25 protein-coding genes are annotated in these 23,089 nt (G+C 37.2%); 15 read left to right on the forward strand and 10 right to left on the reverse strand.

Features of this window, described 5'->3' with window-relative positions; genetic code table 11:
• Positions 1-90: 90 nt before the first annotated feature.
• Genes RNZ47_RS03575 through RNZ47_RS03590 form a run of 4 tightly spaced genes read left to right on the forward strand, consistent with a single transcriptional unit; the run spans position 91 to position 1,321 of the window.
• Positions 91-444 carry a SnoaL-like domain-containing protein gene (locus RNZ47_RS03575; RefSeq protein ID WP_311936450.1) on the forward strand — a complete coding sequence of 118 codons (354 nt, stop codon included), beginning with the start codon at positions 91-93 and terminating at the stop codon, positions 442-444.
• A 12-nt stretch (positions 445-456) separates the two neighbouring features.
• A complete protein-coding gene (locus RNZ47_RS03580) occupies positions 457-585 on the forward strand; it encodes a hypothetical protein (RefSeq protein WP_311936455.1) in 129 nt (42 codons plus the stop codon).
• Between the two features lie 24 nt (positions 586-609).
• Positions 610-822 (forward strand): hypothetical protein, encoded by a 213-nt coding sequence (locus tag RNZ47_RS03585; protein ID WP_311936463.1) that lies wholly within the window; start codon positions 610-612, stop codon positions 820-822.
• A gap of 40 nt (positions 823-862) precedes the next feature.
• Positions 863-1,321 (forward strand): YHS domain-containing (seleno)protein, encoded by a 459-nt coding sequence (locus tag RNZ47_RS03590; protein WP_311936467.1) that lies wholly within the window; start codon positions 863-865, stop codon positions 1,319-1,321.
• A 335-nt stretch (positions 1,322-1,656) separates the two neighbouring features.
• Here RNZ47_RS03590 and RNZ47_RS03595 read toward each other — a convergent pair whose 3' ends face one another.
• Positions 1,657-1,959 (reverse strand): monooxygenase, encoded by a 303-nt coding sequence (locus RNZ47_RS03595; protein WP_311936471.1) that lies wholly within the window; start codon positions 1,957-1,959, stop codon positions 1,657-1,659.
• A 64-nt stretch (positions 1,960-2,023) separates the two neighbouring features.
• Here RNZ47_RS03595 and RNZ47_RS16260 point away from each other — a divergent pair, with 64 nt between their 5' ends.
• Positions 2,024-2,179, forward strand: coding sequence for a winged helix-turn-helix transcriptional regulator (locus RNZ47_RS16260; protein WP_376717811.1), 156 nt, complete (start codon positions 2,024-2,026; stop codon positions 2,177-2,179).
• Here the strand turns inward: RNZ47_RS16260 and RNZ47_RS03600 are convergent.
• Positions 2,160-2,723 (reverse strand): DNA-3-methyladenine glycosylase I, encoded by a 564-nt coding sequence (locus RNZ47_RS03600; RefSeq protein WP_311936477.1) that lies wholly within the window; start codon positions 2,721-2,723, stop codon positions 2,160-2,162. The two genes, RNZ47_RS16260 and RNZ47_RS03600, sit on opposite strands and share 20 nt — an antisense overlap.
• Positions 2,724-2,854: 131 nt before the next feature.
• On the opposite strand from RNZ47_RS03600, the gene RNZ47_RS03605 reads away from it, so the two are divergent.
• Positions 2,855-3,472 carry a thioredoxin family protein gene (locus tag RNZ47_RS03605; RefSeq protein ID WP_311936487.1) on the forward strand — a complete coding sequence of 206 codons (618 nt, stop codon included), beginning with the start codon at positions 2,855-2,857 and terminating at the stop codon, positions 3,470-3,472.
• Here the strand turns inward: RNZ47_RS03605 and RNZ47_RS03610 are convergent.
• The 5 genes from RNZ47_RS03610 to RNZ47_RS03630 form a co-directional block, all read right to left on the reverse strand.
• A complete protein-coding gene (locus RNZ47_RS03610) occupies positions 3,456-4,184 on the reverse strand; it encodes an energy transducer TonB family protein (RefSeq protein ID WP_311936490.1) in 729 nt (242 codons plus the stop codon). The two genes, RNZ47_RS03605 and RNZ47_RS03610, sit on opposite strands and share 17 nt — an antisense overlap.
• Positions 4,185-4,225: 41 nt before the next feature.
• The gene (gene truB / locus RNZ47_RS03615; RefSeq protein ID WP_311936493.1) at positions 4,226-4,942 is read right to left on the reverse strand and encodes a tRNA pseudouridine(55) synthase TruB; all 717 of its coding nucleotides are present in this window, start codon (positions 4,940-4,942) and stop codon (positions 4,226-4,228) included.
• A 1-nt stretch (position 4,943) separates the two neighbouring features.
• Entirely contained in the window at positions 4,944-5,741 is a 798-nt protein-coding gene (locus RNZ47_RS03620; RefSeq protein ID WP_311936496.1) for an undecaprenyl-diphosphate phosphatase, read from the reverse strand.
• Positions 5,742-5,792: 51 nt separating this feature from the next.
• Complete coding sequence (locus RNZ47_RS03625) at positions 5,793-6,059, reverse strand: DUF3098 domain-containing protein (protein ID WP_311936499.1); 267 nt, start codon at positions 6,057-6,059, stop codon at positions 5,793-5,795.
• Between the two features lie 73 nt (positions 6,060-6,132).
• A complete protein-coding gene (locus RNZ47_RS03630; RefSeq protein WP_311936502.1) occupies positions 6,133-7,011 on the reverse strand; it encodes a cell division protein FtsX in 879 nt (292 codons plus the stop codon).
• A gap of 370 nt (positions 7,012-7,381) precedes the next feature.
• Here RNZ47_RS03630 and RNZ47_RS03635 point away from each other — a divergent pair, with 370 nt between their 5' ends.
• The 4 genes from RNZ47_RS03635 to RNZ47_RS03650 all read left to right on the forward strand — a co-directional run bounded on the left by RNZ47_RS03635 (position 7,382) and on the right by RNZ47_RS03650 (position 13,759).
• Positions 7,382-10,429, forward strand: a complete 3,048-nt coding sequence (locus tag RNZ47_RS03635; protein ID WP_311936505.1) for a leucine--tRNA ligase — start codon at positions 7,382-7,384, stop codon at positions 10,427-10,429.
• Positions 10,430-10,792: 363 nt separating this feature from the next.
• The gene (locus RNZ47_RS03640; protein WP_311936508.1) at positions 10,793-11,047 is read left to right on the forward strand and encodes an SWEET family sugar transporter; all 255 of its coding nucleotides are present in this window, start codon (positions 10,793-10,795) and stop codon (positions 11,045-11,047) included.
• A 98-nt stretch (positions 11,048-11,145) separates the two neighbouring features.
• Positions 11,146-11,844 carry a zinc metallopeptidase gene (locus tag RNZ47_RS03645; protein ID WP_311936511.1) on the forward strand — a complete coding sequence of 233 codons (699 nt, stop codon included), beginning with the start codon at positions 11,146-11,148 and terminating at the stop codon, positions 11,842-11,844.
• Positions 11,845-11,989: 145 nt separating this feature from the next.
• Positions 11,990-13,759, forward strand: coding sequence for a MutS-related protein (locus RNZ47_RS03650; RefSeq protein ID WP_311936514.1), 1,770 nt, complete (start codon positions 11,990-11,992; stop codon positions 13,757-13,759).
• 55 nt (positions 13,760-13,814) lie between these two features.
• Here RNZ47_RS03650 and RNZ47_RS03655 read toward each other — a convergent pair whose 3' ends face one another.
• On the reverse strand, positions 13,815-14,702 hold the full coding sequence (locus tag RNZ47_RS03655; protein ID WP_311936517.1) for a thioredoxin domain-containing protein: 888 nt from the start codon (positions 14,700-14,702) through the stop codon (positions 13,815-13,817).
• A 182-nt stretch (positions 14,703-14,884) separates the two neighbouring features.
• Between RNZ47_RS03655 and RNZ47_RS03660 the strand changes: the two genes are divergently transcribed.
• Positions 14,885-15,856 (forward strand): sensor histidine kinase, encoded by a 972-nt coding sequence (locus RNZ47_RS03660; protein WP_311936520.1) that lies wholly within the window; start codon positions 14,885-14,887, stop codon positions 15,854-15,856.
• A gap of 37 nt (positions 15,857-15,893) precedes the next feature.
• Positions 15,894-16,589, forward strand: a complete 696-nt coding sequence (locus tag RNZ47_RS03665; RefSeq protein ID WP_311936523.1) for a LytR/AlgR family response regulator transcription factor — start codon at positions 15,894-15,896, stop codon at positions 16,587-16,589.
• A gap of 127 nt (positions 16,590-16,716) precedes the next feature.
• Here the strand turns inward: RNZ47_RS03665 and RNZ47_RS03670 are convergent, their stop codons facing one another.
• Positions 16,717-18,804 (reverse strand): S46 family peptidase, encoded by a 2,088-nt coding sequence (locus RNZ47_RS03670; RefSeq protein WP_311936526.1) that lies wholly within the window; start codon positions 18,802-18,804, stop codon positions 16,717-16,719.
• Between the two features lie 78 nt (positions 18,805-18,882).
• On the opposite strand from RNZ47_RS03670, the gene RNZ47_RS03675 reads away from it, so the two are divergent.
• The 3 genes from RNZ47_RS03675 to RNZ47_RS03685 all read left to right on the forward strand — a co-directional run bounded on the left by RNZ47_RS03675 (position 18,883) and on the right by RNZ47_RS03685 (position 21,350).
• Positions 18,883-20,025 (forward strand): methionine aminotransferase, encoded by a 1,143-nt coding sequence (locus tag RNZ47_RS03675; RefSeq protein WP_311936529.1) that lies wholly within the window; start codon positions 18,883-18,885, stop codon positions 20,023-20,025.
• A gap of 63 nt (positions 20,026-20,088) precedes the next feature.
• Positions 20,089-20,565, forward strand: a complete 477-nt coding sequence (locus RNZ47_RS03680; protein ID WP_311936532.1) for a hypothetical protein — start codon at positions 20,089-20,091, stop codon at positions 20,563-20,565.
• 5 nt (positions 20,566-20,570) lie between these two features.
• Positions 20,571-21,350, forward strand: coding sequence for an amidohydrolase (locus RNZ47_RS03685; RefSeq protein WP_311937486.1), 780 nt, complete (start codon positions 20,571-20,573; stop codon positions 21,348-21,350).
• On the opposite strand, the gene RNZ47_RS03690 is transcribed toward RNZ47_RS03685, so the two are convergent.
• Positions 21,337-22,947 carry an Ig-like domain-containing domain gene (locus RNZ47_RS03690; protein ID WP_311936535.1) on the reverse strand — a complete coding sequence of 537 codons (1,611 nt, stop codon included), beginning with the start codon at positions 22,945-22,947 and terminating at the stop codon, positions 21,337-21,339. The genes RNZ47_RS03685 and RNZ47_RS03690 overlap by 14 nt on opposite strands.
• Between the last annotated feature and the right edge of the window lie 142 nt (positions 22,948-23,089).

Genomic DNA, 23,089 nt, shown 5'->3' on the forward strand with positions numbered 1-23,089 from the left:
CAAAATTTCTTGATTTACTTCATTTTTATTGGCTTGCTATTGATAGACATTTGTACTGTCAATATTGGCAAACAATTTAAATGAACTAAAATGGAACAATCATTAAACGAAATTTTCTCGTCAAAGAATGAGATGGTAAAAAAAGGACAGATTGTCGATGCTACCGAAAAATACTTTGCTTCAAACGCTAAAACTATAGATTTTGATGGCACGGTAACGAACGGTAAATCTGAAATGCTTACAAAAATGCTGGGTTTTGCAGGTGCCATAACCAACGTTAACGGAATAACTTTACATCACGCTTCACTCAACGGAAATGTTTCTTTTTCCGAATTTACTTTTGATTTTGATATGAAAGACGGAAGTAAAATTCTATGGCACGAAATTATCCGTTCGGTCTGGGAAAACGGAAAAATCATTGAGGAACAATATTTTAAATCTTAAACCGAAACCAATATGAAATTCGTAACAAAAACAATGCATGCTTATCTGGATTACCCAGTAGCCATTGCGCTAATGGTTTTGCCATTTCTATTTGGGTTGGGAAGCACGCAGCCTTTGGCATGGCAACTTTCAGTCACCTGAGGAATTGCTGCTTTTATATTAACCTTGCTTACCGACCACCATTTGGGTGTTTACCGTATTATTCCCTACAAAGGGCATTTAATAGTTGATGGGCTGGTTGGGCTGGTATTCCTCGTAGTGCCTTTTATCTTTTCATTTAAAGGTACCGATGCTTACTATTATTGGATATTGGGCGCAACAGTTTTAACTGTAGTTGGTTTACACAAACCAGCTGCAACAACGAAGATTAAAAATTAAAAACTTAAATAAAAAATTCACAAATTAAAACACAAAAATCATGAAATCATTATCAATAGTATTCGTAACAATGCTGCTTTTTACAACCATAGGTTTTTCACAAAGCAAAGCCAGTCATAATATTGACGACAGTAAAATAGCCTTACAAGGTTATAGTCCGGTATCTTATTTAGATTTGGGCATCGCTCAAAAAGGAGTGAAAGAATTTAAGGCAACTTATAGCGGATTGGCCTATTATTTTACAAGCGAAGACCAAAAAAAAGCGTTTGAAGCCAACCCAAAAAAGTATTTGCCAGAATATGGTGGTTATTGCGCTTTTGGAATTTCCGTTGGAGCAAAATTTAGAGTTGACCCAAATAAATTTGTAGTAAAAGACGGAAAATATTATTTGTTCCTTTATGATTTGGAAGTGGATGCACAGCAACTTTGGTTAGATGGCAATCATAAAGAGCTGGTAGCCAAAGCAGACAACAATTGGACTAAATTAAAAAAAGACTAATAGGCGACTAATTCTGAAAAGGGCATTTGAGAAAGTTTCAAGTGCCTTTTTTTGTTCAAAAAGATTTTAGATGAAAAAAAATTCAGTTAAAAATTTATCTATTTGTTCGGGAATAGTAATGATTTTTGGAGTACCTGAAGGACTGTTTCCAGTTGAAACTTGACTTTTTCGTGAAAGCGATAATTTTGATTAAGTTTCAATATGAATCACTTATTTCGAACTCGTTTCAGAATTAAAACGGATTCATATTCCAAAAAAACATTCCACTTAATTTGAGGATTTAGACAAACTAAGAACAACAAATGATTTTATATTTATCTAAACCCTATAATCAATTAAAGAGGAGCTTTACAAATATTGGAAAGTTCTTCATTTATTTCAAAAACTTTTCCTTTAATATTTGAGTATCCAAATTTTACCAATCTATCTGTATGCATTTTAAGATAGTTCTCTGCGTTTTCCCGAGAATCGAACATATAAACACCTCCTGCCATTTCTTCATTCTTATTCTCAGTCCAGAATTTCCAAACAAAACCAGGTTCATTAACAATACTTTGTGCAAGTTCTTTCATTTGAACTGCCATTTCTTTTCCCCAAACCTCCCTATGAGGAAAATCTACATACATAATTACGGCCATAATATTTAATTTAAAAATTAGACCGTAAATTTAAGCACATCAGATTATTTTCGCACTATAAACAGTGGAATATTCATTGACTGAGCGCGGGAGAACTTTGGAAAGCTTAATTGCAGAACTAATGGATTGGGGTTATTTCAAGGAAAAAAACTATTTAGAGTTAAACATTCGATGGGCGAACGGACAAGACCCTGCAAAAATCAAACCTCAGCATACCTAAAGCACCCCATTTCATGGTCGTTTACCATACCCGTTGCTTGCATGTGCGCATAAACCACGGTTGAGCCCACAAACTTAAAACCACGCTTTTTTAAATCTTTGCTTAGGGCATCGCTTAATGGCGTGTTGGCAGGTGCGTCTTTATAGTTTTTAAGTTTGTTTTTAATGGGTTTGCCATCAACAAACCCCCAAATGTATTTTGAGAACGACCCAAATTCCTCCTGAATTTTCATAAAAGCCTGGGCATTGGTAACGGTGGCTTTTACTTTCAGTTTGTTTCTTATAATACCGGCATCTTGCAATAAAGCATCCATTTTATCTTGGTTGTAATTGGCTATTTTTTTATAGTCAAAATTATCAAAGGCTTTCCTGAAATTTTCGCGTTTACGCAAAATGGTAATCCAACTTAAACCCGCTTGAAAGGTTTCTAAAATTAAAAACTCAAAAAGCGTCGCATCGTCATAAACCGGAACGCCCCATTCCTCATCGTGGTAAGCTTCATACAAAGCGTCGCCAACACACCAACCGCATTTATGTTTTTCCATATTAAAACGTATTAAATGCCCATTTTGGGCGCTTGTAAGGTTTAAATTTAAAACATGACAAATATCATCTTAAATAAAATACCAAGGTACTAAATTTGTGCCATCATATTTTGTCATTAAAACATAAAATCATGGATTCTATTATAAAAAATAGTTTAAAGAATAGCATGTCGTATCCCGAATACAGAAGTTTGGTAAAGCAGTTGGTTGAAGACAATTCGACCACTGGGGACGATAAAAGTGAAGCGATGGTAGACTATACCAAGCTTAACGATAGACGGATGAACCGTTGGGATAAAACCATAAAAATTTCGGACGAGGCTAAAAAAAGAATTGAGTCTTTTGAGGATAACATGACTTGGTTGCTCATTACCGAAAGTTGGTGTGGCGATGCGGCACATGTGGTGCCAGCCATAAATAAGGTAACCGATTTAAACAGCCATATTGATTTAAGAGTGGTACTTCGTGATGACAATCCAGATTTAATGAATGCTTTTTTAACCAACGGCGGAAGAGCAATCCCGAAGTTAATCATGGTTGAAAATGCAACCGGAAATGTTGTATGTACATTTGGGCCACGTCCAACCGAAGCCACAAACTATGTAAATAGATTTAAGGCGAAATACGGGACATTAACCCCAGAATTTAAAGAAGATTTGCAGCATTGGTACAACAACGATAAAGGGCAAAATGTAATTAGCGACCTTACCGAATTGTTGTGCGAATTGCAGCCTAGCGTTTGCCAATAAAGTTAAACGTAATAGAACCAATCTGACTTTTTTTAGAGGCATCGGAACTAAACTGAGCGTTTTTTGCATACTCCAAAGCGTGCTCTACCAAGCATTCGTTTGATGTGGATGAAGACGAGTTTACGTAGGCATCAGTAACATCGCCTTGGGCATTTACGGTAATATTTATAACTATTTTTCCGCCAATTTCGCAAAGATAAACCGGAATTGGAATGTACACTTTTTTTCGGTTTACCAACGAAAAACTAATGGTGCTTTTGGTGTTGTCGCCTTCGTCTTGCTGTTTTTTTAACAGGTCGTTTACTTTGCTAAACGACGAGAGTTCTTCGGTATTTAATTTAGAATCTTCAGTGCTTTCATAGGCTTTCTTAAAGGCATCATTCTGCTCGGGTACACTGCTGTTTTTTGGCACATAATCTTCTGGTGGTGCAATGGGTTTATAGGCCTGGGCAAACTGCTTATTGTTGCTGGTTTCGTTATAGGCGTTATTGGTTTCGGCCTTACTGGCATTTAAGTTTTCTAAGGCTTCAAGTATTTTTATTTCTTCTTCGGTGAGTTCTTCTTCGGGCTCCATTTCATAGTAGCTTTCAGACATAAATGCACTTTGTTTTTTAAGGCTTAAATTGAAAATAGAAAGTACTACGGTACCCGCTAATAGCAAGGTGATAAGTAGGGCTTTATGTTGATTTGTTAGGTTCAAATCTGTGTTCATTTAGTGCAATTCTATATGAAATATACGTAAAAATAAACAATTTAGTCTTTTAGCGATGCAATGAAGCTTTCAATTGATACCGCATTGGCAACTTGAAACGCCCCAATTCTTGTTCTTCGGAGTGATGATAGATGCGCACCGGACTGTAATGCTTTACCGAAATCGTTGGCTAAAGACCGTATATACGTGCCTTTGCTGCAAACCACTCTAAAGTCTAAATGTATTGCGCCGGTATTGCCCCCCGTTGAAGTATCAATTTTAGTGATTTCAAATTCTTCAATATTTACCGTTCTCGCTTTAATATCAACCGATTCGCCAGCTCTTGCATATTCGTATAAGCGTTTTCCATCCTTTTTTAAAGCTGAAAAAACTGGTGGATATTGTTGAATCTCGCCAATAAATTGTTTGGTGGTTTCTTGTATTAATTCATTTGAAATATGCTCTGTTGGAAACGTTTCATTTATCTCGGTTTCCAAATCAAAAGATGGCGTGGTGCTTCCTAAAACAAAGGTGCCCGTGTATTCTTTTATCTGTCCTTGAAACGTATCGATTTGCTTCGTCATTTTTCCCGTGCAAATCACTAATAAACCCGTCGCCAAAGGGTCTAAAGTACCGGCATGACCCACCTTTATTTTCTTAATGTTGAAAGCTTGACGGATTTCCCAACGGAGTTTATTAACCACTTGAAACGAGGTCCAGTTTAAAGGCTTATCGATAAGTAAAACTTGTCCGGAAAGATAGGCTTCTTTCGAAATCATGTTAAGAGTTTAGTGCAGAAAAAATAATAGCAATAACGCCAACAATAGCGCAATAGACAGCGAAATAGGACAGTTTGCTTTTTTTAACCAAGGCAATCATCCAAGTACAGGCAAATAAACCCGCTACAAAGGCCGCGATAAACCCCACAGAAAGCGATGTGATATTATGGCTTTCCATCGAAATATCGCCGCTTAAAATGTCTTTGGCGATTTTCCCGAAGATTAACGGCACCACCATTAAAAACGAAAAACGGGCTGCTTTGGTTTTATCGTTCCCCAACAATACCGATGTTGAAATGGTTGCACCAGAACGTGAAATTCCGGGTAACATCGCAATAGCCTGGGAAATACCAATAATAAAAGCATTTTGAAAAGACACTTCTTTATTGGTGTCTTTGGCCTTGTCTGCCAAATAAAGCAAAAGCGCTGTAATAATTAGCATAAAGCCAACAAGCTTAATGTTGCCACCAAATAACTCGGCAAATTGAGATTCATAGGTATAGCCAATTACGGCCGCAGGAATCATGGAAATGGCAATTTTACTAACAAACTGTAAGTCTTCGTTCCATTCAAATTTTAAAATGCCTTTTAAAATGTCTAAAATATCTTTTCTAAAAACAACGATGGTGCTTAAAGCGGTTGCAAAATGCAAAACCACGGTAAATAGCAAGCTTTCTTCAGGCACTGAATTATCGCCTAAAATTGCTTTTCCCAGTTCTAAATGCCCACTGGATGATACTGGTAAAAATTCGGTAAGGCCTTGAATAATGCCAAGGATGATTGAGTCGATTATATCCATGGGTCAAAAATATTAAAATTGAAATGGTAAAGTTTTAAAACCAATTGGGATTTATTTTTTGGACTTTGATTTATCGGGATTCAATAAAATGGCATACATTTCAATACCAAAACCAATCAAAATTAAGGTTGGCGCCAACCGGATACGTCTCCAATTAAAAATTTCAGGATTAAAAACGTTGGGATCGTCGCTACCGCCACCGGCCATCAAAATAAAACCAAGTGCGATACACGCTAAACCAATAAACATGAATTTATAGTTTTTCTTTCCAAAAACAAAAACTGGTTTTGTGTTTTCTTTACGTTTTTTATCTCCCATAATGCTTTATAAAATAAGTAGTGCAAATTAACGGATTTATTTAAATAGAAGTGTTAATACCATGGTAAAATACCTAATAATACAGTTGGTCGGTTTTCAAGTTTAAAAAACGCTGGGTTGCAAAATGGGTGCTTATCCAAGTAATTATAATGCCCAAGGCAAAAATAAAAGCAAACAATGCGCCTACTAAAACAGGATTGCTTAGCAACTCTAATTCGGTAAATGTTTTATTAAGATAAAACAAAACAATGGCCATACCAATTAAAGCCAATATCGCACCAATAATGCCCAACCGCACGCTTTTCCAAACAAATGGACGACGAATAAACTGTTTGGTAGCGCCAACCATTTGCATGGTTTTAATGGTAAATCGTTTAGAATACACTGCCAGTCGTATCGAGCTATTAATCAACAACACCGCTATTAACGTAAAAATACCGCTAATTACCAATACCCAAAAACTTATTTTTTTAACGTTGTCGTTCATCAATTTAACCAGGTCGTTATCATAGGTAACTTCATCAACAAAGTTTTTATTTAACGCTTCCGCGGAAATTTTTTCGAGATGCTCCGAGGTTACAAAATCGGCTTTTAAATGCACATCGATAGAGTTTTGCAAGGGGTTGTAACCCACAAAATCCATAAAATCTTCACCGTTTTCAGCTTTCATAAATTCGGCAGCCTGTTCTTTCGAAACATATTTGGTCGATTTAACATAATCTGCCATCGCCAAACTTTTTTCAAGCTGTTTTACTTCAACATCTTTGGCGTTTTCTTTTAGGTAAATGGTTAATACGACCTGTTCTTTAAAATGATCGGACACCTTTTTGGCATTCAGAATGAGCATGCCCAATAAACCCAATAAAAACAATACCAGTGCAATGCTTAGTACCACCGAAAAATAGGAAGAAATAAGCCTGCGTTTTTGGTGTTTTTCGAAAGATGTACTCATAAAATAATGGGATTAACGGTGTAAAAATAGTAAAGAAATTGAAAAGAGACTTCAAAAGCGATAAGTCTTTTGATTTCAATTGAATTTGTCATTCCCTTGAAAATTGGAATCTCACCTTTTAAGGGCGTTTTTTCGTTTTTCAAATTAAATATTTAGAATAATTACTGATGTTTAAGGATTACAACGTTTAAACTTTCAACATTGTTATAATAAGCTTAAATTTGCCATCGAATTCGTCATTCCGAGCGGAGCGTGGGAATCTGTTAATTTTGAAGTTCAAATCAAAAGATTGCCACAGTCGTTCCGATAACTCCCGATAGCTATCGGGACGGTACTCTTTCGCAATGACGTTAATATTTTTTGTTAGAAAATGAAATACGATTTTAGGAGAATAGAAAAAGATTGGCAAGATTACTGGCGCGACCACAAAACCTTTAAAGCCGTAAACGGTAGCGACAAACCAAAATATTATGTATTGGACATGTTTCCTTACCCAAGCGGTGCGGGCTTGCACGTTGGGCATCCGTTGGGTTATATCGCTTCCGATATTTATGCACGCTACAAACGCCTCCAAGGGTTTAATGTTTTGCATCCGCAAGGTTACGATAGTTTTGGTTTACCTGCCGAACAGTACGCCATTCAAACGGGGCAACACCCTGCCATTACAACTGCTGAAAACATAAAAACCTACCGCCGTCAGCTCGATCAAATCGGGTTTTCATTCGATTGGTCGCGCGAGGTAAGAACCTCCGACCCCAATTATTACAAATGGACGCAGTGGATTTTTATCCAATTGTTCAATTCGTGGTACAATAACGACAGCGATAAAGCTGAAGATATTTCAGAATTGATAAAACTTTTTGAAGCTGAAGGAAACTCAACAGTAAACGCCGTTTGTGATGATAATATCGAACCGTTTTCTGCTGAAGATTGGAAATCGTTTTCATCTAAAAAACAGCAACAAATACTATTGCAATACCGTTTAACCTATTTAGCCGAAACCGAGGTGAATTGGTGTCCCGCTTTAGGTACGGTTTTAGCTAACGATGAGATTGTTAATGGCGTTTCAGAACGTGGCGGCCATCCCGTAATCCGTAAAAAAATGACCCAATGGAGCATGCGCATCTCGGCTTATGCAGAGCGTTTGCTACAAGGTTTGGATAAGATAGATTGGACCGACGCTTTAAAGGAAAGCCAACGCAACTGGATTGGAAAATCGGTTGGAGCATCTGTCGAATTCAAAATCCCAAATTCAGAATCTAAAATTTCTGTGTTTACCACAAGGCCCGATACCATTTTTGGCGTTAGTTTCATGACGCTTGCACCAGAGCACGAATTGGTATCGCAAATTACAACACCCGAGCAAAAAGCCGATGTGGACGCTTATGTTGAAGCCACGGCAAAACGTAGCGAGCGCGATAGAATGGCCGATGTAAAAACCATTTCGGGTGCTTTTACGGGCGCTTACGCCGAACATCCGTTTACAAAAGAGCCTATTCCTATTTGGATTGGCGATTACGTGTTGGCGGGTTACGGTACAGGTGCGGTAATGTCGGTGCCTTGCGGCGATCAGCGCGATTACGATTTTGCAAAACATTTTAAAATTCCCATTCCAAATATTTTTGATGGGGTTGATATAAGTGAAGAAGCCTTTGCCGATAAAGAAAAAACCGTAATTGGGAATAGCGATTTCCTTAACGGATTAAACTATAAAAAAGCCACCAAACGCGTTATTTACGAATTGGAAAAAATAGGTCAGGGCGAAGGAAAAACCAATTACCGTTTACGCGATGCGGTGTTTTCGCGCCAGCGTTATTGGGGCGAACCCTTTCCGGTGTATTATGTAAATGGTATGCCACAAATGATTGATGCCGCGCATTTACCCATTAAACTGCCCGAAGTTGAAAAATATTTACCAACCGAAACCGGCGAGCCACCATTGGGGAACGCCACCGTTTGGGCTTGGGACCGCCTCAAGGCGGAAGTAGTCTCAAATAGTTTGATTGATAATGAAAACGTTTTTCCATTAGAGTTAAACACCATGCCCGGGTGGGCGGGAAGCTCCTGGTATTTTAACCGCTATATGGATGCCAGTAATGAAAACGAATTTGCAAGCCAAGAAGCACTAAATTATTGGAAGGATGTCGATTTGTACATTGGCGGCAGCGAGCATGCCACAGGGCATTTGTTGTACGCGCGTTTTTGGCAGAAATTTTTGTTTGATAAAAACTTGGTGCCCGTTGATGAGTTTGCCAAAAAGCTGATTAACCAAGGGATGATTTTGGGGACTAGTGCTTTTGTTTATGTTTTAGAACCTTTTATGACCTACAAAGGAGATGGAATGATAAACTCGATTCCAGTTTCACTACCAATATATGACAAAATTTATATAATAAGCTTTAACTATATTGCTAATGCAGATGAAATTCATGAGTATGGAGATTCTAGATTTTTTCATAATACCAAAATTCAAGATAAATTAACTCAAACTATTAGAGAATCTTTAAGAGGTAAAGTATTAAAGGATGAATTTGACATGTCTCAAAAATATGTAGACGATATTGAAAATTGTAATGTAACTGCTCTATATATAAGGCCATTGCATACTGATGTGTCTTTTGTAAATTCATCTGATGAATTAGACATTGAAGCTTTTAAAAATTGGAGAGAAGAATATAAAGACGCTGAGTTTATTACTGAAGAAGATGGCACATTTAAAGTAAAACGCGACGTCGAAAAAATGTCGAAATCCAAATACAACGTTGTAAATCCAGACGATATTGTTTCAGATTACGGCGCTGATTCTTTGCGTTTATACGAAATGTTCCTCGGACCATTGGAGCAATACAAACCTTGGAATACCGCTGGTATTACGGGTGTGCATTCCTTCCTTAAAAAACTTTGGAAATTGTATGTTGGCGAAAACGGATTGCATGTAAATGATGCTGAACCAACAAAGGACAATTTAAAAACACTGCACAAAACCATTAAAAAGGTACAGGAAGATATTGAGAGTTTCTCGTTTAATACTTCGGTATCGACTTTTATGATTGCGGTTAACGAGCTAACGGCTCAAAAATGCACATCGAAAGAGATACTCGAACCGTTTTTGATTTTAATTTCGCCGTATGCGCCGCATATTGCCGAGGAATTATGGCATCAATTGGGACATACCGGGTCGATTTCAACCGCGCCGTTCCCGAAATTCGAGGAAAAACACTTGGTTGAAAGCAGCAAGAATTACCCGATTTCGTTTAACGGTAAAATGCGTTTTACGATGGAATTGCCTTTGGATATGAGTAAAGAAGACATTGAAAAAGCGGTTTTGGCACACGAGAAAACCAAAGACCAATTACAAGGGCGCGAACCCAAAAAGGTAATTGTGGTGCCCGGGAAAATCGTGAATATTGTGGGATAACGTCATGCCGAGGAGTCCCGATAGCTATCGGGACGACGTGGGAATCTGTCGAATAGTAATTTCAAATTGAAAGATTGCCACAACTTTTTATCAAAAGTTTCGCAATGACGTTTTGAGTTCGAATTAAAAAGATAACCACACTTCGACTGCGCTCAGTGCAAGTTGTAATTTATTATAACAGATTTGATTGAATGACAAAAGGCTAATGGATTACGGTTTGTTCCGCGTTAGGGATTGAACGGTATGTTTGAGCTCCCCGACGCAGGAAGGAGCGAGTAGTGAAAGCCCGACCCCACTTGCCCTGAGCTGAGTCGAAGGGTTGGGGTAACGCCCAAATAATTATTTTATTGAAGAAACAACATTATGGATTACATAGAAATTATAGGTTTTGCAGCCGCCATTTTAACCACGGCTGCTTTTTTACCACAAGTGTTTAAAACGTGGCAAACCAAAGACGTTTCGGGGCTGTCGTTACCCATGCTTATTATGTTTTTTGTGGGCATTGCATTATGGTTGGTTTATGGGGTGTTTATTGATAGCCCGTCTATGATTACCGCCAATGCGATAACCATTGTTTCAGCGTTTTTGCTGATCTATTTTAAGGTGAAATATAATTAGCAATACTTTAACAGACTGACAAAACTTCAGACCGTAAAATTGGCGTTATTTTTGCTATATTTAAGAAGGTTGAAAAAATAAATTTAAAATTTAAAAAAATGATTGGATATTATATATTAATTGGTGCGATTGCTTTGGTAAGCTGGTTGGTGAGCAATACCTTAAAGAAGAAGTTTGAGAAGTACTCTAAAGTACAATTGCGCAACGGGATGAGCGGTGCCGAAATTGCCGAAAAAATGTTGGCAGACCACGGTATTACCGATGTTGAGGTTATCTCGACGCCGGGGCATTTAACCGACCACTATAACCCCAAAAACAAAACGGTTAATTTAAGTGAAGCGGTTTACAACCAGCGCAATGCGGCCGCAGCTGCGGTTGCGGCACACGAATGTGGACACGCCGTACAACATGCCCAGGCTTACGAATGGCTTACAATGCGTTCTGCTTTAGTGCCGGTTGTAAGTGTAACTTCGGGTATGTCGCAATGGCTCATTATTGGAGGCCTCATATTGGGTGGTGCTGCTGGCTTAGGTTTAGGCTGGTGGGTTGCTGTTGCCGGTGTGGTAATGATGGGTTTTGCAACTTTATTTAGCTTTATTACATTACCGGTTGAATACGATGCGAGTAATCGTGCTTTAGCGTGGTTAAAAAACAAAAACATGGTGTCTCAGCAGGAATATGCGGGTTCTGAAGATGCTTTAAAATGGGCCGCAAGAACCTATTTAGTGGCCGCCATTGGTGCTTTGGCAACACTGTTGTATTGGGCGCTACAAGTTTTTGGAGGTAGCCGCGATTAAGTTTATAGATATACAGCTAAAAAGCCTTGAAAATTTTCAGGGCTTTTTTGTTTCTTTACCTAAAATCATGCTTTGAAGCGTGGTCTTAAGGTTGTCAATCACATTATCTTTTTCGCAATTGCGGGAAACAGAATCAAAATTAAAAATGGACAATCCTTTAATATATTATCAACAGCATTTAGAAAGCTATAAAACTAAAGCCGACAAGCTTTACAAACGCATGACAACTTTAAGTCTGCTTAGGGTTATCGTGTTTTTAACCACCGGTTTTGGCGTGTATTTAAGTTTTGGTTTTTGGCAACTAGCGGTTTTAATTTTAATAATTGGCATTGGTGTTTTTGTGTTTTTGCTTTCAAAATATACCGATGTTAAAGCCCAACGGAAGTTTAATAAAGCACTTGTTGCGATTAATGAAGAGGAAATTAAAATAGCTTTGGGCGATTTTCATCATAGAAATGAAGGATTGGAATTTCAAGATCCCAACCACTTTTATAGTTTGGATATCGATTTGTTTGGTCGCGGTTCGTTTTTTCAATTTATAAACCGGACCACCGTTAACGAAGGTACCCAAAAATTAGCAGATGCCTTGTTGGCAAATATCACCGATGGTATTGTTTCACGGCAGGCGGCTATTAAAGAATTGAGCAGTAAACCCAAATGGCGCCAACAGTATTCGGCAACCTCAAGTTTGGTTGCAGTTGAAACACCCGCAAAAGATATTATTAATTGGCTGCAACATTACAAACCGTTTTTACCAAAAATGATGCGCTGGTTTCCGTTGGTGTTTACTTTGCTTTCCTTGGCGTTGTTTGCATTAACTTTTTTCAAGCTCATCGATATGGTTTTTATGGGCTATTGGTTGTTTGTTGGCTTGGGAATTACAGGGATTTATGTTAAAAAAACCAATGTGCTTTCGGTGAATTCGGATAGGGTAAAAGACACCTTTCGTCAATATGCATTACTTTTAAAGCGAATTGAAAATGAGGATTTTACATCGGAATTATTGCAAGAAAAACAACAGCAAATTCAATCGGACACCAAAAAAGCATCGTCTATTTTTAACGAACTTTCAAAATCGTTGGATGCTTTGGACAATAGGAATAATTTGATTTCCGCCATTTTTGGAAACGGATTGTTCCTTTCGGATATAAAAAACAGTTACCACATTGAGCAATGGATTAAACAATATGGCGCTAAGGTTGAAGATTGGTTTGAGGTGGTTTCCTTTTTTGATGCCTACAATTCACTTGGCGGTTTTGCATATAACCATCCCGAATTTGTGTTTCCGGAAATCAACACGTCGCAAACGGTTATAAAAGCAGAAGGTTTAGGGCATCCGCTACTAAATAGAAGCAAACGTGTGGATAGTAATTTAACCATTGAAAACGAACAGTTCTTTATTGTTACCGGTGCAAATATGGCTGGAAAAAGCACCTTTTTACGTACCGTGTCCTTGCATATTGTTATGGCTAACGTGGGCTTGCCCGTTTGCGCCAATTCAAGCCATTATTCGCCGGTAAAACTGATAACGAGTATGCGTACTTCGGATTCGTTAACCGATGATAATTCGTATTTCTTTTCAGAATTAACACGTTTGAAATATATTGTTGATGCCATTAAAAGCGAGCCGTATTTTATTGTTTTAGATGAAATTTTAAAAGGCACAAACAGCACTGATAAAGCGATTGGTTCCAGAAAATTTGTCGAAAAACTGGTCGCTTCAAATGCCACGGGTATTATTGCCACACACGATTTGAGTTTGTGCGACATTGAAAAGGAACTCGACGATGTGAAAAACTACTATTTTGATGCCAAAATTATAAACGACGAACTTCACTTTGATTACACGTTGAAACAAGGCATTTGCCAAAATATGAATGCGTCTTTTTTATTGAAGAAAATGGAGATTGTTTAGAAGTTTGAAGCACGAAGACTGAAGCTTGAAGTTGTTTTTTAGATAATTTTCATGCTTATAACTTCATAATCTTATCCACCATTTCTCTGGCATTCTTGTCGTCTGGTTTTAAACTCAACACTTTGTAATAGTTTTTTAAAGCTTCGGTGTAATTTTTCGTTTCAAAATAAGCCTCACCCAAACTATCGTAAACATTGTATTTATAAGGAAATATTTTGGTGTTCAAACCGAAAACATACAAGGCTTTTTCCGTTTGATTAGAGCGTAAAAGCGCATATCCAAACGTGTTTAATTCGCGACTGCCTTTTACAAATTCCGCTAATCTTGAAACCAAAATCGGTTCTTCTAATTTTAAGCTGTCCAAGGTTTTCGAGCTGAGTAAATAGTGCATATAATTGGCCGCCATATAATTTGGCGTGTACTTGTTTTTGGTTACTATGGCCAACATATCGCGCTCAAAAGTTTCTTTGGGATGCTCTACAATTCTATTGATTTCCTTACCATGTTTATAGAAAATAAAGGTTGGGACCCGATGAATGTTCAATCCTTTTTCCTCGCCATTCGGACTTTGCTTGTAAGCTTCTTTAGTTCTGTTAACCGCAATAACCTGCAATTGGTTTTCAGGATATTTTGCAGCTTCCAAAACCTTGTAAAACCTAGGCGCTTCAAGTTTGCTGTCGCCACACCAAGTGCCGAGAAAGACTTTAATTTCATAAGCTTTTAAAGAACCTTTTATTTGTTTAACAACTCCTTTATTAACTAAATAATCGTCGTAATGTTTAGAAAACCAAATGTTGAATGTGTTTTGGGTTAAGTCAGATTTCGAAATTTCTCCCAATAAAAGTTCGTTCCCATTTTTATCGGTTGTTAGTTTGTTTACCGTTTGGGAAAAGGCAACATGTAGGTTAAGTAAAAGGATAGATAAGATAACAGTTCGTTTCATTATTGATTTTTTTTGATGATTTTCAAACCTAAAACAGTTTTGCAAGCCACACCAATAAAGTTTACAAACAGCGTACTTAAATTTACAAACGGCAACATTTATGCAGTTTGCAATACTATAACCGTTTTTTGTACATAATTTTTTGATGCTTATGCATTTCTGATTACTTTCAGCAGGAATAAATGCCAACTTTACACAAACATACCTCGCAAATTTTGGTACACGTCCTGTTTTGGATGCTGTTTATTTTTGTGTCGCTTTTTTTGTTTTCAGATTATTATTGGCACGACAATCCGTTTTTGCAATACCTTTCCATTCTCGTCATTATAGTTTACGCCAACCATTTTATTCTACTTCCCTTTTTTGTTAAAAAGCGCCTTTATATTTTATACGTTTTTGTGTTTACGGCTATCTCATTTTTGGCAACCCAATTGTATTGTAACGTGTTTGCCCAATGCGGTTGCTCCATTATGAAATGTTTGAGCGACTACTTGTGGCAAACCCTGGTGCCACTTATTTTTTTCTCGTTTATTTGGATGCTCTATCGTTTTTTGGACGAACAGGCCGAAGTGGTGCAGATTAAAAAAGAACATACCGAAATGGAACTGAAATTCTTAAAATCGCAAATCAATCCGCATGTGCTATTCAATAATTTGAATACCATTTATTCCTATACTTTAGAAAAACCAAACGAAGCCGCCGACCTTATTTTGATGCTGTCTGACAACTTGAAACACGTGCTTTACGAAAGCAATGCAGAAACGATTTCTTTGGAAAAAGAGATTCAATTTATTGATAATTACATGAAATTCCAAAAGCTACGAACAGAAGGCACAAAACAGATTCATTATACGAAAAACATTGATGCGTTGCAGTATAAAATCGCGCCGTTACTGTTGATAACCATCATAGAAAATGCGTTTAAACACAGTACTTTAAACAGCGATATTTCGATAGCTATTCATGTTGAAAACAATATTTTGGAATGTATTTGCGAGAATGATTTCAATAAAGAAAAAGTAAGCGAAACCAATTTTAAAATAGGCCTGCAAAACTTAGAAAAACGATTGAAACTTATTTATAAAGATAAATACGAGTTTAAAATTCTAAAAGCTGAAACGTTTAAAGTGTATTTAAGATTAAATTTGAATTAAAAAGAATTTCACTCGAACTGACATCAAAAAAGGATATATGAATTGCATCATCATTGAAGACGAAATTCCTGCTCAAAATATTCTAAGGCATTTTATAGATAAAGTGCCTCATCTCAATTTAATCGATACGTTTAAAGCGACCATTGAAGCGCATTCGTTTTTGAATACCAACACCGTTGATGTGGTGTTTTTGGATATTAATCTGCCCGATATTTCCGGACTGGATTTTATTAAAACCATCGCAAATCCACCGGCAATTATTATGACGACGGCCTATCCCGATTACGCGGTGTCTAGTTTTGAGTTGGATACCATTGTTGATTATTTGGTGAAACCCTTTTCGTTCGATAGGTTTTTAAAAGCCATCAATAAAGCAAAAGATAGAATTGAAACGCCAAAAATCGCCACCGAAGAAAAAGCCGAAGACTCTATTTTTTTGAATGTGGATAAAACACTGCACAAGCTCACTTTAAACACGATACTTTTTATTGAATCGGATAGGAATTACATTACCGTGGTTACCGAAACCCAAAAGCTATCGTATATTGATGCCTTAAAAAATTGGCATTCCAAGTTGCCTGAGACCCAGTTTTTTCAAGTGCATAAATCTTTTATAGTCAATCGAAAATTTGTTGATAAAATCTCAGGAAATACACTTTTTATAAAAGACAATAAAATTCCCATTGGCAGAACCTACAAACAGAATTTGTTAAAACAGTTGAAGATTATATAATTTTTCAACCTGCAAGGTTTTAAAAACCTTGTAGGTCTTTTTAGCTTAATAAAGAAATCTTTGTCAAAATACCTACAAGGTCAAAAAGAGACCTTGCAGGATAAGCTGAATAATATGTTACTAAAAACTATCTTTTAGGATGCACCAATTCCATTTCATCAATTAAGTGTTTGGCACCCGCATATTTATCGATTATAAAAAGAATGTAACGTACATCCACCATAATATTTCTGCAAATTTCGGGGTCGTAATTCATGTCGCTCATCGTGCCTTCCCAAACCCTATCGAAGTTTAAGCCCACTAAATTCCCATGCGCATCAATAGCTGGACTTCCCGAATTCCCACCCGTAGTGTGGTTGGTGCCTAAAAAGCAAACCGGTACTTTTCCGTTGGTATCAGCATATTGGCCATAATCTTTTGCAGCGTATAATTCGCGTAGTTTCTGGGGCACATCAAACTCGTAATCCTCAGGAATATATTTTTCAATAACACCATCTAAATAGCTCACATGGTTGTAATACACCGCGTCTCTGGGCGAATAACCACGAACCTGACCATAAGTAACGCGAAGTGTACTGTTCGCATCTGGGAAATAACGCGCATTGGGTAAAGCCTTCATTAAAGCCGTCATGTATCTGGTTTGTAGCGCCGTAATCGGCTCGTTTTTTTGCTGAAATTCTTTGTCAATTACATTGAAAAACTCATCAATAAGCGGTTTGGCATATTGGTAAGCGGCGTCGTTATTAATGTTTTTTAAGACGTCTTCCGGGGTGCCTTCCAATAATTTTAAAGCCGAATCTAAATCCGTAAAGGCAGTTTTATCATAAATTGAAGCATCCACATGATTTGTATATAAAGGCATCACGCTGTTAAACACGCCTCTATCCACATCGACATTATAATTTTTATGAATGCCCTTTAACCTTGCTGTAAGATCTGCTTTGGCAGGTTCAAAAACATTGGGGTTGTTGTTGATGGCCTCCACGATTTGATACGTTCTAAAAGTCATTTGCATCAACTCATTAGTGGTTAAAAAGATTTCAATAAAATTTCGACGTTTAATGTTTACGGGTTCAAATTCTTTGTACAAACGGTCAAATTCAGGAAGGATATCGCCATATTTTTTCTCCAATCCTTTTTCTTTTAATGCTTTGGTAAAAGTGGCTTCAAAAGCGCGTCTTTTTTCAACGGCGTTGCTTTTTTCAATACCTAAATTCTCACCTATCCATTTTTTCCAAGCATTGGCAATTCTTGCTTGTTTAGAGGCGTATTTAATGCGTACCTCGTCGTTGGCTTTCATCTTTTCATCAATTACTTTTAAAGCCGCTTCACGAATGGCGATATTTGTAGGGTTATAGGCTTCTGTAATATGTTCGATGGCAACGGCAGGTAAATATTCGTTGGTAGTACCGGGGAAACCAAATACCATGGTAAAATCGCCTTCTTCAACGCCATCAAGCGATATAGGTAAATAATGTTTTGGCGTGTACGGTTTGTTGTTTTCGCTGTATTTTGCTGGACGGTTGTTGGCATCGGCATAAATTCGGAATAAAGCAAAATCGCCCGTGTGTCTCGGGAACACCCAGTTATCGGTATCGCTACCAAACTTACCAATGCTGGTTGGCGGTGCACCAACTAAACGGATATCATCAAATCGTTCGGTAACAAATAAAAAGTACTGATTGCCTTTGTAAAAGGATTTAATCTTAGCGTCTTGCCAAGTTTCTTTGGGCCATGTTTTTAAAATACCGTTGCTGGTTTTATCAATAACCGACTGTTTTTCTTTTTCGATCATGTTATCATTTATGGCCGCTAAAACATCGTTGGTTACATCGTGAATGCTCACAATAAACTCAATAAACAAGCCGTTGTTGGGAAGTTCTTCTTGAAAATTCTTCGCCCAAAACCCATGCTTTAAATAATCGTTTTCAAGTGAGGAATGCGATTGGATTTGGCTAAATCCGCAATGGTGATTGGTTAAAATCAAGCCTTTGGGCGAAATCACTTCGCTGGTACAGCCACCGTTAAAATGCCCAATGGCATCTTTTAAGCAGGAGTTGTTAACATCGTAAATATCCTTGGCCGTTAGCTTGCTGCCCAAACTGGTCATTTCGTTTTCATTCATCCCTTCCAAAAGCGAAGGAATCCACATACCACCTTGTTGTGCAAAGGCGTTTAGCGATACAAAAAGCAATAAAAATTTAAGAAATCTCATGGTGTCCATTTTATAATAAAATCAAATATATAAAGCATTTATTTATTGTGTAAATTTACTGCTAATAATAATTATAAAATGCGGTATATTTCTAAATTACCCGATGTTGGCACAACCATTTTTACGGTTATGGGCGCTTTGGCTAAAAAGCATCATGCAATAAATTTAGCGCAGGGTTTCCCTGATTTTAAAATGGATAAAAACCTTATCGATTTGGTTACTTCGGCGATGCAAAACGGGCATAACCAATATGCGCCCATGCAAGGCGATTTAGGATTGCGCGAGGCGATTGCCAAAAAGTTCGATTTGTTGTATGCCACAAGTTATCATCCGGAAAATGAGATTACCATAACCACGGGTGCAACCCAAGCTATTTTTAGTATTATTTCGGCATTTATTAAACCCAACGCTGAGGTTATTATTTTTAGACCGGCTTACGATTGTTACGAACCGGCCATTGCATTAAACGGCGGAAAAACAGTTTCGGTTGCATTGGAATCCCCTAATTTTAAAGTGGATTGGAACGAAGTAAAATCGAAAATTAATAGTCGTACCAAAATGATGGTTATCAACACGCCACAAAACCCAATCGGCACTGTTTTTTCTGAAGCTGATATGCGTCAATTGCAACAAATAACCAAAGGCACCGATATTATAATTTTGAGCGACGAGGTTTACGAGCATATGGTATTTGATGGCGAAAAACACCAAAGTGCCTGCTTGTTTCCCGACTTAAAATCCAGAAGTTTTATAGTGGCATCTTTTGGTAAAACCTTCCATAATACAGGTTGGAAAATGGGTTATTGTTGCGCGCCACAACCCTTGATGAGCGAGTTAAGAAAAGTACATCAGTTTAATGTTTTTAGCGTTAACCATCCTATGCAAAAGGCACTAGCGGCGTATTTGCAAAATGAAAACCGTTATTTAGAATTATCGGCCTTTTATCAACAAAAACGGGATTTGTTTTTAAGTTTAATTAAAGATTCGCGATTTAAATTTACGCCATCAAAAGGCACGTATTTTCAGCTTTTGGACTATTCAGGGATTACCCAAGAAAATGATGTGGATTTCGCAAAACGCTTAACTGTTGATAATAAATTGACATCGATACCCATTTCGGTTTTTTATGATACTAAAATTGAAAGTAAAATGCTCAGGTTTTGTTTTGCCAAAAAAGATGAAACTTTAAAGCAAGCTGCTGAGATTTTAAACCAGATTTAAAGTGTGTAACTTATTTGTAAAAGTGGTGTCTAAAAAGAATATTAACATATAAATCAGAAAAAAATGAAACTATTTATTATCATATTCATGATGGGTTTTGGCTTTTTGCTAAATGCCCAAGAGGTAAATTTTAACGGGCATACGTATACTGTAAAAGGGAAAAGTATTTTAAAAAAAGGCACTGATGTTACAAGCACGTTAACTGTTGAAGAACAACAGCAAATACGGGCCGCTTTTAATAAGAAAAGGATGTTGGCTAAAGCATCGGAAAAAAAGGAAAAGCAGATAAAAAAGGCTAAAAAAAGTCAAAAAATAGCCGAAAAGAAGCAAAAAAAGGCTGAAAAAGCTTTAAAAAGAAAACGAAAAGCACAATCGAATTTTGATAAATCCGCTAAAAAATACGAGCATGCCATTGAAAAGTACGAAAGGCTAGAAAAGAAAGGTGATTTATCTCCCGAAGATGAAGTAAAGTGGCTTAAAAAAATTGAAAAGCTTAAAGCAGCGCATAAAAAAGCCGAAAAGAAATTAAAACATGTTTAGTTATGGTGCACGAGCAACTTAAAATAGCATTGATACAATCGGATTTGGTTTGGGAAAACCCAGAACAGAATCGAAAACATTTTACTGAAAAAATCGAAAGTATTCCCAGTGCGGTCGATGTGGTTATTTTACCCGAAATGTTCACCACAGGTTTTACTATGAATGCCAAAGCTGTAGCCGAAACCATGCAAGGTAAAACGGTAGAGTGGATGAAAAATACAGCTTCAAAAAACAATACCGCTATGGTTGGAAGCCTAATTATTTCTGAAGAAAACAAATATTTTAATCGCTTGTTGTTTGTTGAGCCTTCCGGAAAAATAACGGTTTACAACAAACGACACACCTTTACTTTGGTTGGCGAAGATAAAGTGTTTGCCGCTGGGACGGAGAAAATCATCGTCAATTATAAAGGCTGGAACATTTGCCCGTTAATTTGTTACGATTTACGCTTTCCCGTTTGGGCAAGAAATACTGAAGATTACGACGTTTTAATATATGTTGCCAATTGGCCCAAGCCCAGAGTTTCGGCGTGGGATGCCTTATTAAAAGCTCGCGCTATCGAGAATATGGGTTACTGCATTGGCGTAAATCGCGTGGGGATTGATGGTGTAAATAGTGCGTATTCAGGGCATTCAGCGGTTTACGATGTTTTAGGGAATTTAATAACAGCATTTAAACCCAATAAAGAACAGACTGAAATCGTTGTTTTGGAAAAAAACCACATTTCGAAATACCGAAATAAACTTAAGTTTTTAGATGATAGGGATGCCTTTACTCTTCATTAAAGATTAAAGTCTGTACAAAGCCCCAATCCGATCGTACGTCGTCATCCAATTCAAAATGGCTTACACGTTCTGGCTGAATCTTTTTTAAATAATTCCCGGAATCATATTTGCCGTTGCCATTGGTGTCAAAAATCACTCTGATAAAATATTTTCCAGAATCTAAAGTTAAAAAATCCAAGGGTTCGGGCTTAGTGGCATATTTTTCGTATTTAACTTCGCCATTGGCATTGGTTAATTGAAAAATAATAGGATATTTCGCGTTTACAAGGGTGAACCGTACAGACCCGAAATCAGACTCTTTTTTAGTTTTTACAGCGTAGTTTAAGGTGTCGTTTTTATTCTCAAAAAAATCTGTAAACGCCTCGGGCAGCACTTGTATGTTATAACTGTTGTCTTCGGTTTTATTAAAGTCGAACTGGTATGTATTTGTAATCGTATCGTAGGCTGTTGTAAAATCGACATTTGTGGAATCCCTATCTAAAATACGCATTTTTGAAGCGTCGAAATCGGTAAACGGAATGTTGGCAAAAATCTTAAAAGGCGCTTCGTAACCAATATTTCCAGACGGTTGCGCTTTAAATATTAAGGAATCTCTTTTTTGTTCGCTAATGCGCACGGTATAATCTTTTTCAAAAGTGGGATGCGACACGTTAAACAGTAACGAGTCCACCTGTAATCTGGGTTTGTACCAATAGTAAAGCGTATCGGTTTTTTCATCTTTGGTAATGCGATGTTTAAAATCTTCCGGAGTTTCAGAAGTTATTTTAATTTTCATGTCTTTATAATCGCCTTCGTAACCAAAAGCAATTTTTTCGCCAGCTTCTAAACGCGGTCTTACGGCTTTAAAATCGGGTGCTTCAGAAAATAATTTTAAGGTGTAAAGCGAATCGTTGGGTACTTCAATAAAGTTTTTATGAAAGGCTATCTGATCGGTCTTTTGCTGAAATTTATTGTCGTTATTGGCATCTTTCAACGCCATGAGCATATATTTTCCGGCTTTAATGTTTTCAATGGAAAACGTGGTAACACTGTCGAGGGTATTGGTAATGTATTTGGGGGCTTCTTTGTAAACGATAGAATCGTTAAAGGTAGAATCTATTTCGTATAAAGCCACCGATACAAAGGTTTCGGGCTGTCTTTTAAAAGCATCGACAATTTGCCCTTTTACGGTTAACGAGTCTATGTAATCGCCCGTTGAAAATACGTATCGGTAATAAGGAAATGGGTTGCCTTCGTTGTTGTCGGTAATGCTATTTCCAAAGTTAAAGGCGTAGGTTGTATTGGGTTTCAGCGTATCGTTAATTCTGATTTTTATCTCTTTGCTCGCACTACCAAGTGGCGTTATATCGGGTTGATAGGTCATGGGCGGCGAGATAATCAATTGTTTTTGCAAGTCTTTTATCTTGATGTATTCATCAAAAACAATCTTGATTTCGTTGCCTTTAAAATTGGTCGAGAAATTTTCCGGAGTCGATTTTTCAATGCTTGGAGGCGTTTCGTCCTTTGGTCCGCCACCAGGTGTACCCCGATTGGCACAGTTAATAAAAACCAAGCTTATAAATGCGATAAAAATAAAGTTAGAAAGGGTCTTGCTCATCGACTCATTTTAAATTTTTAGCAAAAGTACATGAATTTTTTTGTTCTGAAATTCACAAAAAACAGAATAAGAAAATTTATATACTAGCGAAACGGTTACCAAAGTGAAACTAAATATTGTGTTTTTTGGAGCAAAATTTAAC

The sequence above is a fragment of the Hwangdonia seohaensis genome, assembly GCF_031932625.1.
Taxonomy (GTDB): Bacteria; Bacteroidota; Bacteroidia; order Flavobacteriales; family Flavobacteriaceae; genus Hwangdonia; species Hwangdonia seohaensis.

Excerpts from the sequence above, each read along its gene's own strand:
- RNZ47_RS03650 (WP_311936514.1), top strand. The coding sequence starts at position 11,990 with ATGGACAATCCTTTAATATATTATCAACAGCATTTAGAAAGCTATAAA.
- RNZ47_RS03680 (WP_311936532.1), top strand. The coding sequence starts at position 20,089 with ATGAAACTATTTATTATCATATTCATGATGGGTTTTGGCTTTTTGCTA.
- RNZ47_RS03660 (WP_311936520.1), top strand. The coding sequence starts at position 14,885 with ATGCCAACTTTACACAAACATACCTCGCAAATTTTGGTACACGTCCTG.
- RNZ47_RS03595 (WP_311936471.1), bottom strand. The coding sequence starts at position 1,959 with ATGGCCGTAATTATGTATGTAGATTTTCCTCATAGGGAGGTTTGGGGA.
- RNZ47_RS03605 (WP_311936487.1), top strand. The coding sequence starts at position 2,855 with ATGGATTCTATTATAAAAAATAGTTTAAAGAATAGCATGTCGTATCCC.
- RNZ47_RS03610 (WP_311936490.1), bottom strand. The coding sequence starts at position 4,184 with ATGAACACAGATTTGAACCTAACAAATCAACATAAAGCCCTACTTATC.
- RNZ47_RS03620 (WP_311936496.1), bottom strand. The coding sequence starts at position 5,741 with ATGGATATAATCGACTCAATCATCCTTGGCATTATTCAAGGCCTTACC.
- RNZ47_RS03590 (WP_311936467.1), top strand. The coding sequence starts at position 863 with ATGAAATCATTATCAATAGTATTCGTAACAATGCTGCTTTTTACAACC.
- RNZ47_RS03580 (WP_311936455.1), top strand. The coding sequence starts at position 457 with ATGAAATTCGTAACAAAAACAATGCATGCTTATCTGGATTACCCAGTA.
- truB (WP_311936493.1), bottom strand. The coding sequence starts at position 4,942 with ATGATTTCGAAAGAAGCCTATCTTTCCGGACAAGTTTTACTTATCGAT.
- RNZ47_RS03640 (WP_311936508.1), top strand. The coding sequence starts at position 10,793 with ATGGATTACATAGAAATTATAGGTTTTGCAGCCGCCATTTTAACCACG.
- RNZ47_RS03675 (WP_311936529.1), top strand. The coding sequence starts at position 18,883 with ATGCGGTATATTTCTAAATTACCCGATGTTGGCACAACCATTTTTACG.
- RNZ47_RS03670 (WP_311936526.1), bottom strand. The coding sequence starts at position 18,804 with ATGAGATTTCTTAAATTTTTATTGCTTTTTGTATCGCTAAACGCCTTT.
- RNZ47_RS03575 (WP_311936450.1), top strand. The coding sequence starts at position 91 with ATGGAACAATCATTAAACGAAATTTTCTCGTCAAAGAATGAGATGGTA.
- RNZ47_RS03625 (WP_311936499.1), bottom strand. The coding sequence starts at position 6,059 with ATGGGAGATAAAAAACGTAAAGAAAACACAAAACCAGTTTTTGTTTTT.
- RNZ47_RS03630 (WP_311936502.1), bottom strand. The coding sequence starts at position 7,011 with ATGAGTACATCTTTCGAAAAACACCAAAAACGCAGGCTTATTTCTTCC.
- RNZ47_RS03665 (WP_311936523.1), top strand. The coding sequence starts at position 15,894 with ATGAATTGCATCATCATTGAAGACGAAATTCCTGCTCAAAATATTCTA.
- RNZ47_RS03655 (WP_311936517.1), bottom strand. The coding sequence starts at position 14,702 with ATGAAACGAACTGTTATCTTATCTATCCTTTTACTTAACCTACATGTT.
- RNZ47_RS03635 (WP_311936505.1), top strand. The coding sequence starts at position 7,382 with ATGAAATACGATTTTAGGAGAATAGAAAAAGATTGGCAAGATTACTGG.
- RNZ47_RS03645 (WP_311936511.1), top strand. The coding sequence starts at position 11,146 with ATGATTGGATATTATATATTAATTGGTGCGATTGCTTTGGTAAGCTGG.
- RNZ47_RS03690 (WP_311936535.1), bottom strand. The coding sequence starts at position 22,947 with ATGAGCAAGACCCTTTCTAACTTTATTTTTATCGCATTTATAAGCTTG.
- RNZ47_RS03600 (WP_311936477.1), bottom strand. The coding sequence starts at position 2,723 with ATGGAAAAACATAAATGCGGTTGGTGTGTTGGCGACGCTTTGTATGAA.